This window comes from Bradyrhizobium sp. ORS 86 (assembly GCF_045571475.1).
In the GTDB taxonomy this organism is placed as follows: Bacteria; Pseudomonadota; Alphaproteobacteria; order Rhizobiales; family Xanthobacteraceae; genus Bradyrhizobium.
In genome coordinates, this window is the sequence record NZ_CP120699.1 from 1120970 (window position 1) to 1133364 (window position 12395).

Here is a 12395-nt window from a genome sequence, read left to right on the forward strand (position 1 = left end):
CGTGCAGCCGATCGTCGCAATTGACGTATAATCCAGCGTGTGGTTTTGCCGCAATTGCGCGTGCTGAAAGACGGTGCGCCTGGTTGGTCCGAGCGCTGGAGAGGGGCGCCCTGTCGGCGATTGTGATGCGACGCAACTCTGGACATCTGGCCCTGGCGCTCAGTGTTTCGCTGTCATGCATGGTCGTGGCCGCTGTCGCAGGCGCAACCGGCAGCGAGCCGGGCAAGGATGTCGAGGTTGATCCGGGGCCCTGCCTGGCAGCGGCCGCCGCGGCGGACGACGATAAGACGATCGACGTCTGCGGCGGGTTCATCGACAACGAGAAGGCGGCGAAGGCCGATCGCATCAAGGCCCTGATGGCGCGCGCCGCAGCCTATGACCGCAAGCAGACGATCGATCGCGCAATCGCCGACTACGACACCGTGCTGCGGCTCGATCCGGCGCAGGCCGATGCGCATAATGCGCGCGGCGAGCTGTGGCGCCGGAAAGGCGACCGGCCCAAGGCGATCATGGATTTCGGCGCCGCGCTCAAGCTCAATCCAAATCACGCCGCGGCGAAAGCCAACTACAAGTCGCTGTCGCTCGAGCTGGAGCGGATGGGCGCCATGATCGCGGTTGCCGGCAAGCCGAGCTTCGATTGCCGCAAGGCGCGCCGCGCGGTGGAAAAAGCCATCTGCGCCAATTCCGAGCTCGCCGACCTCGATCGCGAGATCAACGCATCGACCGTTCGCGCGATCCGCGAGACGCAAGATCCGCGCCGGGCACGCGAGCTGCAACGCGAGCAGGATCAGTTCATCGCCCGCCGCAACGGTGAGTTCGGCAAGCCGGGCTACGATTTGCAGAAGGCGATGCGCGAGCGCCTGCAGCGGCTGAATGGCGCAGACGGATACTAGTGTGCTGAATGCGAAGTTCGTGCGATTTCGCGGCGGCTGCTTTCACGAACTTCGCATTCATAAAGCACACTAGAATCATAAGTTTGCTAGTGTCCTTATCGAATCCGAAGTTCGCTCCGAAGGTGCCGCGAATGATGCGAACTTCGGATTCGGGACACTAGTGCTAACGTCGGTCAGTTTGCGGCTTGAATTATCGGGTGAGCCCGTGACAATGACTTCCCAAGAGAGCCGACCATCCGTAGTCCGCATGCCCGGCCCTGAACGTGGATGGCCGGGTCGTCCCCGATCGGGTCGGGAACAGGCGCCCGGCCATGACGACGGAGAGCGGCGAGGGAGAAACGCGATGAACATTCAGCAGAACAGCCGGTATCATGAGGTGTATGCCCGCTCGCTTCGGGACCCCGAAGGATTCTGGGCCGAAGCCGCGCGCGAGATCGATTGGATCGAGCCGGCGAAGAAGATCTTCGATCCCGCGATCGGGGTGTATGGGCGCTGGTTCGCGGGTGCCGTCGTCAACACCTGCTACAACGCGCTGGATCGCCATGTCGCCGGCGGTCGTGCCGAGCAGCTTGCGCTGATCCACGATTCTCCGCTCACCAATACGGTTACGAAGTTCACCTATTCCGAACTGCTGGCGGAGGTGCAGACGCTGGCCGCGGTGATGCAGGATTTCGGCGTCACCAAGGGCGATCGCGTGATCCTCTACATGCCGATGGTGCCGGAGGCGGTGGTCGCGATGCTCGCTTGCGCGCGGATCGGCGCGGTGCACAGCGTGGTGTTCGGCGGCTTCGCGGCCAAGGAGCTGGCGAGCCGGATCGACGACGCCAAGCCAAAGCTGATCTTCTCGGCAAGCTGCGGGCTCGAGCCGGGGCGCATCGTGCAGTACAAGCCGCTGCTCGATGAAGCGATCCGGCTCGCCGGCGCCAAGCCGGAAACCTGCATCATCCTGCAACGGCCGCAGCACGGGTGCGAGCTCACGGCCGGCCGCGATCATGATTGGGCGGGGTTGCGTCAGGCCGCCTTCGACGCCGGCAAGGCCGCGGCGTGCGTCCCCGTGCTGGCGACCGATCCGCTCTACATCCTCTACACGTCGGGCACGACGGGTATCCCGAAGGGCGTGGTGCGCGACAATGGCGGGCACCTCGTCGCGCTGAAGTGGTCGATGTACAATCTCTACGGCGTGAAGCCCGGCGAGGTCTGGTGGTGCGGCTCCGACATCGGCTGGGTGGTCGGTCACAGCTACATCGTCTATGGCCCGCTGATCCACGGCGCGACCACAATCATGTATGAGGGCAAGCCGGTCGGCACGCCCGATGCCGGCGCGTTCTGGCGCTTGATCTCCGAGCACAAGGCAGTGGCGCTGTTCACGGCACCGACCGCGTTTCGTGCCATCCGCAAGGAGGACCCGGATGGCAAGTTCATCCGGCAGTATGATCTCTCGAACTTCCGTACGCTGTTCCTCGCCGGCGAGCGCGCCGATCCGCCGACGGTGGAATGGGCGGAGCAGCAGCTCAAGGTACCGGTGATCGATCACTGGTGGCAGACCGAGACCGGCTGGTGCATCGCCGGCAATCCGATGGGTCTCGGCATGCTGCCGGTCAAGCACGGTTCGCCGACGGTGTCGATGCCGGGCTATCAGGTGGATGTGGTCGACGAGTCGGCCAAGCCGGTGCCGGCGGACACCATGGGATCGATCGTGATCAAGCTGCCGATGCCGCCCGGCTGCCTGCCGACGCTGTGGCAGCAGGACGAGCGCTTCAAGGAAGCCTATCTCTCGGAATTCCCCGGCTACTACAAGACTTCGGACGCCGGCTACAAGGACGAGGACGGCTACGTCTGGGTGATGGGCCGCACCGATGACATCATCAACGTCGCCGGTCACCGGCTCTCCACCGGCGGCATGGAAGAGATCCTGGCGTCCCATCCCGACGTCGCCGAATGCGCGGTGCTCGGCATCAAGGACACGATCAAGGGCGAGGTGCCCTGTGGCTTCCTGGTGCTGAAGGCTGGCGTGGTGAAGGGGGCGCCTGACGTCGAGAAGGAAGTCGTGGCGCTGGTGCGCGACAAGCTCGGTCCCGTCGCCGCGTTCAAGCTCGCGATCACCGTGGCGCGGCTGCCGAAAACCCGCTCCGGCAAGATCCTCCGCGGCACCATCAAGAAGATCGCCGACGGCGAACCCTGGACCATGCCGGCGACGATCGAGGACCCCAAGGTGCTCGACGAGATCGGCGCGGCGCTGAAGGGGAAGGTGTAGGCGTTCTCAGCGCAAGAAGCGAGGCTGCATCTGAGAGAGCGTGCGGTGTGGCCACCCCTCTCCCTAACCCTCCCCCGCAAGGCAGGGCAATCGCATTTGGGAGAAAAGCGCCCTGTGGCCATCCTTCGAGACGCCCGCCTTTGGCGGGCTCCTCAGGATGACGTCTTGTGTTGCGGCACAATAGTAGACCCTCATGGTGAGGAGCGCCGCTTGCGGCGCGTCTCGAACCACGAGGCCGGGTTCGTGCGCAGCGGCCCAAGGCGGCATATGCGATTGCCCTACCCCGCAAGGGGGGGAGGGAACCCTTCCGCCGACGCGTCCCTCACGCCGCACCGGATTAACGACGCCACACACCAAGCGCCGAGTTGTGATGCTGACCCACGATGTGAGGTGAGCACGTCGGTCAGGCTCCCTCCCCCCTTGCGGGGGAGGGCTGGGGAGAGGGGTGAGCCGCGGACGAGATGATGGACGATCGCACAACTGCTCTGCACGCCGCCGAAACGCATCCGGAAGCAAAACCGCCTTGATTTTGATGGAATGCCGGGTCATTCCCGGCATCACACGCCCTGTCGTCACCAGATACGGACTCACGGATGCGAATGATTTCCGCACGCGCGCCCTTCGCACTGCTGCTCGCGCTGCCGCTGCTCGCAGGCTGCCTGGAGCGCGGCCGCTCGCCGGTCGCGGAGAGCATGGGCGATGACGATCAGTACTGCCAGGCCAACGGCACGGTGAAGGTCGGCTCGCCCGAATATGTCGCCTGCCGCAAAGACCGCGACGTGCAGCGCCAGAACGCCGAGGCCCGCTCGGATCGCCGCCAGCGCGATCTTGGCGAATACATGATGAACCATCCAGACGTGCATTAGATGCCATGAGGAGGCGACGATGAACGAGGACGTCTTCAACGCCAGCCTTCGCGGTTTCCTCAAGAAGGTCGGCATTACCTCCCAACGCGAAGTCGAGAAGGCCGTGCGCGAGGCCGTCGCGAGCGGCCGGCTCAAAGGCAACGAGAAGCTTCCAGCGAAGGTCGTGCTGACCATCGCCGGCGTCAATCTCGTTCACGACATATCGGGCGAGATCGAACTCGGCTGACATAGGTCGGCGCTGCTTCTTGCGATGCTCCTGGCGCCGCCTATGCGCAAACGAAAACGCGGCGGGTTGCCCCGCCGCGCTTGGTAGTTCGTCGATCGATCGCCTGACGCGCTTACTCTTCCTCGTCGTCGATCTTCTTGCCGCCGATCGTCTTCAGCTTGGCGAACACGGCATCGACGTTGAGATCGTCGTGCCGTTCGGTCGGCTGATCGTCTAGCTCGTCCTTGCGCGTGGTCTCGGAGGCCGGCAGCAGTGTGGCGCCGCCATAGACGGTGGTGGTCGGCTTCTCCTTGGCGGCGCGCTGGACCTCGAAATCGAGCTCGATCTGCGAGCACAGGCCGAGCGTCACAGGGTCCATCGGCGTCAGCGTCGAGGCGTTCCAGTGGGTGCGGTCCCGCACGCTCGCGATCGTGGTCTTGGTGGTGCCGACCAGGCGCATGATCTGCGCGTCCTTGAGCTCCGGATGGTTGCGCACCAGCCAGAGGATCGCGCTCGGCCGCTCGTGGCGGCGTGACACCGGGGTGTAGCGCGGGCCCTTCTTTTTGGCCGCAGCCGGCAGCACCACCTTGCTCTCCTGCAGCTTGAGGCGGTAGTTCGGGTCGCTTTCGCCCTTTTCGATCTCCTCGCGGGTGAGCTGGCCGTTCGAAATCGGGTCCATGCCCTTGATGCCCTGGGCGGCGTCGCCGTCGGCGATGGCGCGCACCTCCAGGGGGTGCATTTTGGTAAAATCGGCCACCTGATCGAAGGTCAGGGCGGTATTGTCGACCAACCACACGGCAGTCGCCTTCGGCATCAGCGGTGCGTTGCTCATGGCAAATCTCCTTTGTGCTTCGCCCACCTCTGTCGAGGCGAAGCTGGTAGTCATCGGCGATGACGGGAATTCTGGCCCTATATAAGCCCTCAGGGGGGAATGGCGCAATGGGCCAGCAAAATCGCCTTGACAGAGCCCGAAAGCAGTCCCAAGTCCTTACTCAAATTGACCGTTCCCCGCCCGGCGGCGAGGGGTGATTCGGTCCCGAGATTGCCTTATGTCAGCGAAAAAACCCGACCTTAGAATCGTGCTTTGTTCCCCGCGTGGCTTCTGCGCTGGGGTGGTCCGTGCCATTGATACGGTGGAACGGGCGCTCACGATCTATGGAGCTCCGGTCTATGTCCGGCACGAGATCGTCCATAACAAGTATGTGGTGGACAGCCTGAAGACCAAGGGCGCCATTTTCGTCGAGGAATTGGCCGAAATCCCCGACGACACCAACGCGCCGGTGGTGTTCTCGGCCCACGGGGTTCCGAAATCGGTTCCGGCCGAGGCCAAGGCCCGCAATTTCTTCTCGCTGGATGCAACCTGCCCGCTGGTGACCAAGGTGCACCGGGAGGCTGCGATCCATTTCAAGCGCGGCCGGGAGATCCTCCTGATCGGGCATTCGCACCATCCCGAGGTGGTCGGCACCCTGGGCCAGCTCCCGCCGGGAGCGGTGACTCTGATCGAGACCGCCGAGGATGCGAAAACCTTCACGCCGAAGGATCCGGACAACCTCGCCTTTGTGACCCAGACCACGCTGTCGATCGACGACACCGCGGAGATCGTGGCGCTGCTCAAGGAGCGCTTCCCGAACGTCAACGGTCCGCACAAGGAAGACATCTGCTACGCCACCACCAACCGCCAGCTCGCGGTGAAGAAGGTGGCCCCGGTGGTCGATGCCCTGATCGTGGTCGGCGCGCCGAACTCGTCGAACTCGCAGCGTCTGCGCGAGGTCGCCGAGCGCGAGGGCTGCCCCATTGCCGTGCTCGCCCAGAGAGCCAGCGACATCGATTGGAAGCGCTTCGAAGGCATCAAGAGCCTCGGCATCACCGCGGGCGCGTCGGCGCCGGAGGTGATCGTCGAGGAGATCATGGGCGCCTTCGCCGAACGCTTCGAACTTCACGTGGAGACGGTCTCGGCTGCGGAAGAGAATGAGTTCTTCCCGCTGCCGCGTTCGCTGCGGCCTGACGCTGCCGTCGCGGAATAAACCATATGGCGGTCTACACCGACGTTGCCGCCGAAGATCTCGCGGAATTCCTCAAAAGCTACGACATCGGCGAACTGCTCTCCTACAAGGGCATCGCCGAAGGCGTCGAGAATTCGAACTTCCTGCTGCACACGAGCCAGGGCGCTTACATCCTCACGCTCTACGAGAAGCGCGTGGCGGAAGACGACCTGCCGTATTTCCTGTCGCTGATGGCGCATCTCGCCGAGCGCGGCGTCTCCTGCCCGCAGCCGGCGCGCAATCGCGAAGGCGAGGTCTATAGTCGGCTGGCCGGCCGGCCGGCGGCGGTTATCAATTTCCTCGAAGGCCTCTGGCCGCGGCGGCCGAACGTGACGCATTGCGCCGGCGTCGGCCAAGCGCTCGCAAAAATGCATGTGGCCGGCCTCGACTTTCCGCTGGTGCGCAAGAATCCGCTGTCGGTCTCCGGCTGGCGGCCGCTGTTCGATCTCGCCGCGGCGCGGGCCGACAGCGTGCAGGCGGGATTGTCCGACTTCATCGCGCGCGAGCTCGATCATCTCGAAGTGACCTGGCCGGCCGATCTGCCGGTCGGCGTCATCCATGCCGACCTGTTTCCCGACAACGTCTTCTTTCTCGGCGACAAGCTGTCGGGGCTGATCGACTTCCCGTTCTCGTGCAACGACATCCTGGCCTACGACGTCGCGATCTGTCTGAACGCCTGGTGCTTCGAGCCGGATCATTCCTTCAATGTCACCAAGGCCCGCGCGTTGCTCAACGCCTACCGCCGCGAACGGCCGTTGTCTGTGGCCGAGGAAGCCGCGATGCCCCTGCTGGCGCGGGGCGCAGCAATGCGTTTCCTGCTGACGCGTCTGGTCGACTTCCTCAACGTGCCGGAAGGCGCGCTGGTGCGGCCGAAGGACCCGCTGGAATATGTCCGCAAGCTGCGCTTCCAGCAGAGTGTCGCTGGTCTCAACGACTATGGCGTCACGCCTGCGGGATGCGCGGCGTGAGCGACAAGCCGCATGTCACTGTATTCACCGATGGTGCCTGCTCCGGAAATCCCGGACCGGGCGGCTGGGGCGCGATCTTGAGGTTCGGCGACGTCGAGAAGGAATTGAAGGGCGGCGAGCCGCACACCACGAACAACCGCATGGAGCTGATGGCGGCGATCTCGGCGCTCGAAGCCCTGAAGAAGCCTTGTATCGTCGACCTCACCACCGACAGCCAGTATGTCCGCCAGGGCATCACCGGCTGGATCTATGGCTGGAAGCGCAACGGCTGGCGCACCGCCGACAAGAAGCCGGTCAAGAACGTCGAGCTGTGGCAACGGCTCGACGCTGCAATGAAGCCGCACGAGGTACGCTGGCACTGGATCAGGGGCCACGCCGGCCATGCCGAGAACGAGCGCGCCGATCAGCTCGCGCGCGAGGGCGTGGCGATGGCGAAGCTGAGGGAGTTGTAGGGCGCGCAATCCCCGAACGTCATCGCCCGCGAAAGCGGGCGATCCAGTATTCCAGAGGCGAGTGGTTTTCAAAACGGAGGCCACGGCGTACTGGGCCGCCCGGTCCCGTCTCCGCCAAGGCTTCGACGAGGCTTGCGATTCAGGCGCGCCGAAGCTTTAGCGGAGGCGGCAAGCCGGGCGACGACAGGGTGCGCGTGACGTTCAGCTCAGAGCTGACCGAGCAGCGTGTCGCCGCCGGAGACCTCGACCTTGCCCGGAGCGGGCTCGAGGTTGAGCTTCTTCACCACGCCGTCCTCGACCAGCATGGAGTAGCGCTTGGAGCGGATGCCGAGGCCGTTGCCGGAGGCGTCGAGACTCCATGCCGATCGCCTTGGTGAAGTCGGCATTGCCGTCGGCGAGGAAGGTAGCCTCATCGCGCTGGTCGGTGTCGCGCTTCCAGGCGTTCATCACGAAGGCATCGTTGACAGAGACGATCGCGATGGTGTCGACGCCCTTGTTCTTGATGGCGTAGGCGTTGAGGAAGATGCTCGGCAGGTGCATCTTGTGGCAGGTGCCGGTGTAGGCGCCGGGCACCGCGAACAGGGCGACCTTCTTGCCCTTGAAGATATCGTCGGTGCTCTTGACCTGCGGCCCTTCGGCGGTCATCACGCGAAACTTGGCTTCCGGCAGCTTGTCGCCAACCTTGATCGTCATCGGTGTTCTCCCTCGGTGAAGCGGAACTGTCTTAACCCCGGCGGTCGCACGGCACAATACGAGCTGATGGAAGAACGGCAATGCCGGAGGACGGTCACTGTTCCGTCATCAGCCGGAAAAGCCTCCGGCGTCGAGGAAAGCCTGCTCCTCCGGCGTCGTCGGCCGGCCCAGCACGCGATTACGATGCGGGAAGCGGCCGAAGCGGCGGATGATGTCGGCGTGGTCCTCGGCGTATTTCAGGTTGTCGGGATGGCCACCGGCCTGCCGGATCAGCGCGACACAACGCTGCTGGTCGGCCAGATGCTCCGAATGCATGAAGGGCAGGTAGAGGAATTCCCGCAACAGCGGATCGATCCGTCCGTCGACGCCGCGGTCGATCGCGCGGCCCGCGACCTCGCGCGCCAGCGCGTCGCTGGCATAGGTCCGGGCATCCCCGCGAAACATGTTGCGGGGAAACTGGTCGAGCACGATGGTGAGCGCCAGCGCGCCGTCGTCGCTCGCCTCCCATGAGGAGAACTCGCCGGCGGAAGCCTTCTGCCAGGTGGCGAGGAAGCGATAACGGATCTCGGCATCGAACGCATCATCGCGCTCGTACCAGCGGTCGCGTCCGGCCTTGCGCCAGAACGTGAGGACGTCGGCCGCCGTCGCGAGGCCCGCGTCAGTCATTGTTGGACGCCCGCCGTGGCTCGCCTCACGCCGCGGCCTTCTTCTCGTCGCGCAGCTCGCGGCGCAGGATCTTGCCGACGTTGGTCTTGGGCAGGTCGGTCCTGAACTCGATCTGCTTCGGCACCTTGTAGGCGGTGAGCTGGGTGGCGGCGAATTTGATGATGTCCTCGGCCGTGACGTTCGGATCCTTCTTGACCACGAACGCCTTCACCGCCTCGCCGGACTTCGCGTCGGGCACGCCGATCACGGCGCATTCCAGTACGCCCGGATGGCTCGCGAGCACTTCCTCGATCTCGTTCGGATAGACGTTGAAGCCCGAGACCAGGATCATGTCCTTCTTGCGGTCGACGATCTTGGTGAAGCCGTTCTCGTCCATCACGCCGATGTCGCCGGTGCGGAAGTAGCCGTCGGCAGTCATCACGCGCGCGGTCTCGTCGGGCCTGTTCCAATAGCCGGCCATCACCTGCGGGCCCTTGGCGCAGATCTCGCCGGCCTGACCGATCGGCAGTTCGTTGCCGTCGTCGTCGCGGATCGATAGCCAGGTCGAGGGCACGGGGACGCCGATCGAGCCGGTGAAGCGGTCGATGTCGGCGGGATTGCAGGTCAGCGTCGGTGAGGTCTCCGACAGGCCGTAGCCTTCCGACAACGCGCAGCCGGTCACCTTCAGCCATTTGTCGGCGACCGGCTTCTGCGTCGCCATGCCGCCGCCGAACGAGGTCTTCAGCTTGGAGAAGTCGAGCTTGTCGAAGCCGGGCGTGTTCAACAGGCCGTTGTAGAGCGTGTTGACCGCCGGGAAGCTGTTGATCTGGTACTTCGACAGCTCCTTGACGAAGCCCGCCATGTCGCGCGGATTCGGGATCAACAGATTGACGCCGCCAGCGCGGACCGCGAGCAGGTAACAGGCGGTCAGCGCGAAGATGTGGTACAGCGGCAGCGCGCAGACGATGAAGAGCTGCTCGACATGCGGCGGCTTCTTCAGCGCCGGCTGCAACCAGGCGTCGTTCTGCAGCACGTTGGCGAGCACGTTCTGGTGGATCAGGGTCGCGCCCTTGGAAATGCCCGTGGTGCCGCCGGTGTATTGCAGGAAGGCGACGTCCTGGCGTGTCAGCACCGGCTTGTCGAGCTTCATGCCGCGGCCGGCCGCCACCGCGTCGTTGAACCAGACGGCGCCGGGAATCGACCAGGCCGGCACCATCTTCTTCACGCGCCGCACCACCAGGTTGACGATCACGCCCTTGAAGCCGAGCAGGTCGCCCATGCTGCCGACAATGACGTGCTTGACGGATGTGTTGGCGAGCACCTTCTGCACGGTGGTGGCGAAGTTCTCCAACACGACGATCGCCTCGGCGCCGGAATCCCTGAGCTGATGCTCGAGCTCGCGCGGCGTGTAGAGCGGATTGACGTTGACCACGGCATAACCGGCACGCAGCACCGCGGCGGTCGCGATCGGGTATTGCAATACGTTCGGCATCATCAGCGCGACGCGCGCGCCTTTCTGGAGGCCCTTGCTCTGCAGATAGGCGCCGAGCGCCGTCGACATCTGGTCGAGGTCACGATAGGTGATCGACTTGTCCATGCAGATGAAAGCCTTGCGGTCGGCAAATTTCGTGAAGCTTTCTTCCAGCAGCTCGACCAGCGACGAATACTGCGTGACGTCGATATCAGCGGGCACGCCGGCCGGGTATTGCTTGAGCCAGATGCGCTCCATGGTGGTCATTCCCCTCTCATGACGTTGCCGCTTGTCCCGGATTTCTTTCCGGGTTTTCGGGCTTGGCCGCGTTGTTTTGGGCAGTATTGAGCAATGCCGCGGCCGATGGCAAGCCGCTGCGCGCTATCGACGCATTGGGCGGAGAATCGCAGGGATCCGGTTAGCTGGCCGGCTGCTTGGCGTCGCTCTTCGGCTTCGTCGCAGCCTTCGGCTTCGCCGCGGGCTTTGCGGCGGCCTGCTTGTCAACGGACTTGGCGGCGGCCGACTTTGCGCCGGCTGGCTTTGCGCCGGCGTTGTCCGGCTTCGCATTCGCGTGGCGCGCCGGCTTGGCTGTGGCCTGCTTGCTGTCGGGCTTATTGCCGTCCTTCTTGGCGTCACTCTTAGCCTCACCCTTGGCCTCGCTCTTGGCGTCAGTGTCGGACTTCTTGTCGACCTTGATGACGACACGCGTGCGCTTGCCGCGCTTGACTGCCGGCTGCATCTTCTCGCTGTCGGCCTCGACCGCGGCGGCCAGCGCAGCGCCGGTCTTGGTCGGGCCGGTATAGACTACGACCGGCTCCGACGGCGCAGCCGGCAGCCCCAGCAGCTCGGAGGGTTTCGGCATCGCCGCCTGCAGGCCGGTGGCGAAGAAGGACATGCTGCCGCCCTCACCGTTGGTGGCCGAACCGCCGGTGCTGCTGGCAATGGTGTCCTCGTCCTCGTCGCTGGCGGGCCGTTTGCGCTTGGGGCCGCACATCTCCTCGTGCAGATTGGGCGGCGAGGCGTCGATCGGCGCAAGATTCTCAACGGTGCCGAGCGAGGGACGCAGCCACGCCAGCCCGTTGCCGGCAAAGCCGCGGTCCAGGAGCTGTGCAGCGCGCACCGCGCGCATGCGGCCCGAGGAGGCGCCGAGCACCACGGCGATCAGCCGCTTGCCGTCGCGCGTTGCCGAGGCGACGAGATTGTAGCCGGAGGCGCAGATGAAGCCGGTCTTGAAGCCGTCGGCGCCCGGATAGCGGCCGATCAGCTTGTTGAAGTTCTGCGTGATCCGGCGACCGAAGCGGATCGACGGAATGTGGACGAAATATTCGTATTCGGGCAGGTCGCGGATGATGGCGCGGGCGAGGATCGCCATGTCGCGTGCCGAGGTGATCTGGCCATCGGCCGGCAGGCCGTTCGGGTTGACGTAGCTCGTCTGCGTCATGCCGAGCTTGCGCGCGGTCTGGTTCATCATTGCCGCGAAGCCGTCGATCGAGCCGCCGACGCCCTCAGCGAGCACCACGGCCATGTCGTTGGCCGATTTAACCAGCATCATCTTGAGCGCGTTGTCGACGGTGACCTGGGTGCCGGGCCGCAAGCCCATCTTCGAGGGCGATTGCGAGGCGGCGGTCGGCGACACCGTGAGCAGCGTGTCGAGCGACACGCGGCCTTCCTTCACCGCCGTCAGCGTCACGTAGGCCGTCATCAGCTTGCTGAGCGATGCCGGATACCAGGGCATCGTCGCGTTGTCGGCCTGCAACACCTTGCCGCTGTCGGCTTCGATCAGCAGCAGCGCCTCGGCCTGCGCGGCGCGCGGCGTCGCAACCGCAAACAGCGCGACAGCAAGGATCCACTTCAACGACGGGTTGCGCAGCAGGCGGAGGAAATGCACGAGTCCGGTTCCGGTCCT

At 64.7% G+C, this 12395-nt stretch carries 11 protein-coding genes and 1 pseudogene; 7 read left to right on the forward strand and 5 right to left on the reverse strand.

Annotated elements, in window-relative coordinates; translation table 11 throughout:
- Positions 1–125: 125 nt before the first annotated feature.
- The 4 genes from P6U25_RS05090 (at position 126) to P6U25_RS05105 (ending at position 4239) form a co-directional block, all read left to right on the forward strand.
- A complete protein-coding gene (locus tag P6U25_RS05090) occupies positions 126–893 on the forward strand; it encodes a lysozyme inhibitor LprI family protein (protein ID WP_407150375.1) in 768 nt (255 codons plus the stop codon).
- A 343-nt stretch (positions 894–1236) separates the two neighbouring features.
- On the forward strand, positions 1237–3147 hold the full coding sequence (locus P6U25_RS05095; RefSeq protein ID WP_407150376.1) for a propionyl-CoA synthetase: 1911 nt from the start codon (positions 1237–1239) through the stop codon (positions 3145–3147).
- A gap of 593 nt (positions 3148–3740) precedes the next feature.
- The gene (locus tag P6U25_RS05100; RefSeq protein ID WP_407150377.1) at positions 3741–4013 is read left to right on the forward strand and encodes a hypothetical protein; all 273 of its coding nucleotides are present in this window, start codon (positions 3741–3743) and stop codon (positions 4011–4013) included.
- 19 nt (positions 4014–4032) lie between these two features.
- Positions 4033–4239, forward strand: coding sequence for a DUF6494 family protein (locus P6U25_RS05105; protein ID WP_407150378.1), 207 nt, complete (start codon positions 4033–4035; stop codon positions 4237–4239).
- 112 nt (positions 4240–4351) lie between these two features.
- Here the strand turns inward: P6U25_RS05105 and P6U25_RS05110 are convergent, their stop codons facing one another.
- On the reverse strand, positions 4352–5050 hold the full coding sequence (locus tag P6U25_RS05110) for a DUF1013 domain-containing protein (RefSeq protein WP_407150379.1): 699 nt from the start codon (positions 5048–5050) through the stop codon (positions 4352–4354).
- A gap of 217 nt (positions 5051–5267) precedes the next feature.
- Here P6U25_RS05110 and ispH point away from each other — a divergent pair, with 217 nt between their 5' ends.
- From ispH to rnhA, 3 genes are read left to right on the forward strand one after another with little or no spacing between them, the layout of a single operon-like run.
- Positions 5268–6242 carry a 4-hydroxy-3-methylbut-2-enyl diphosphate reductase gene (gene ispH / locus P6U25_RS05115; protein ID WP_407150380.1) on the forward strand — a complete coding sequence of 325 codons (975 nt, stop codon included), beginning with the start codon at positions 5268–5270 and terminating at the stop codon, positions 6240–6242.
- A gap of 5 nt (positions 6243–6247) precedes the next feature.
- A complete protein-coding gene (locus P6U25_RS05120) occupies positions 6248–7228 on the forward strand; it encodes a homoserine kinase (protein WP_407150382.1) in 981 nt (326 codons plus the stop codon).
- On the forward strand, positions 7216–7680 hold the full coding sequence (rnhA, locus tag P6U25_RS05125; protein WP_407150383.1) for a ribonuclease HI: 465 nt from the start codon (positions 7216–7218) through the stop codon (positions 7678–7680). The genes P6U25_RS05120 and rnhA overlap by 13 nt, the downstream gene beginning before the upstream one ends.
- 206 nt (positions 7681–7886) lie before the next feature.
- Here rnhA and P6U25_RS05130 read toward each other — a convergent pair.
- The 4 genes and pseudogenes from P6U25_RS05130 to P6U25_RS05145 all read right to left on the reverse strand — a co-directional run bounded on the left by P6U25_RS05130 (position 7887) and on the right by P6U25_RS05145 (position 12377).
- Positions 7887–8373 (reverse strand): annotated as a pseudogene (locus tag P6U25_RS05130) (peroxiredoxin).
- Between the two features lie 108 nt (positions 8374–8481).
- Positions 8482–9039, reverse strand: a complete 558-nt coding sequence (locus P6U25_RS05135) for a DUF924 family protein (RefSeq protein WP_407150384.1) — start codon at positions 9037–9039, stop codon at positions 8482–8484.
- Positions 9040–9064: 25 nt separating this feature from the next.
- The gene (locus tag P6U25_RS05140) at positions 9065–10747 is read right to left on the reverse strand and encodes a long-chain fatty acid--CoA ligase (RefSeq protein ID WP_407152423.1); all 1683 of its coding nucleotides are present in this window, start codon (positions 10745–10747) and stop codon (positions 9065–9067) included.
- Between the two features lie 160 nt (positions 10748–10907).
- Positions 10908–12377, reverse strand: a complete 1470-nt coding sequence (locus P6U25_RS05145) for a D-alanyl-D-alanine carboxypeptidase family protein (protein WP_407150385.1) — start codon at positions 12375–12377, stop codon at positions 10908–10910.
- Between the last annotated feature and the right edge of the window lie 18 nt (positions 12378–12395).

Excerpts from the sequence above, each read along its gene's own strand:
- P6U25_RS05090 (WP_407150375.1), top strand. The coding sequence starts at position 126 with ATGCGACGCAACTCTGGACATCTGGCCCTGGCGCTCAGTGTTTCGCTG.
- P6U25_RS05140 (WP_407152423.1), bottom strand. The coding sequence starts at position 10,747 with ATGGAGCGCATCTGGCTCAAGCAATACCCGGCCGGCGTGCCCGCTGAT.
- rnhA (WP_407150383.1), top strand. The coding sequence starts at position 7,216 with ATGCGCGGCGTGAGCGACAAGCCGCATGTCACTGTATTCACCGATGGT.
- ispH (WP_407150380.1), top strand. The coding sequence starts at position 5,268 with ATGTCAGCGAAAAAACCCGACCTTAGAATCGTGCTTTGTTCCCCGCGT.
- P6U25_RS05110 (WP_407150379.1), bottom strand. The coding sequence starts at position 5,050 with ATGAGCAACGCACCGCTGATGCCGAAGGCGACTGCCGTGTGGTTGGTC.
- P6U25_RS05105 (WP_407150378.1), top strand. The coding sequence starts at position 4,033 with ATGAACGAGGACGTCTTCAACGCCAGCCTTCGCGGTTTCCTCAAGAAG.
- P6U25_RS05135 (WP_407150384.1), bottom strand. The coding sequence starts at position 9,039 with ATGACTGACGCGGGCCTCGCGACGGCGGCCGACGTCCTCACGTTCTGG.
- P6U25_RS05120 (WP_407150382.1), top strand. The coding sequence starts at position 6,248 with ATGGCGGTCTACACCGACGTTGCCGCCGAAGATCTCGCGGAATTCCTC.
- P6U25_RS05100 (WP_407150377.1), top strand. The coding sequence starts at position 3,741 with ATGCGAATGATTTCCGCACGCGCGCCCTTCGCACTGCTGCTCGCGCTG.
- P6U25_RS05095 (WP_407150376.1), top strand. The coding sequence starts at position 1,237 with ATGAACATTCAGCAGAACAGCCGGTATCATGAGGTGTATGCCCGCTCG.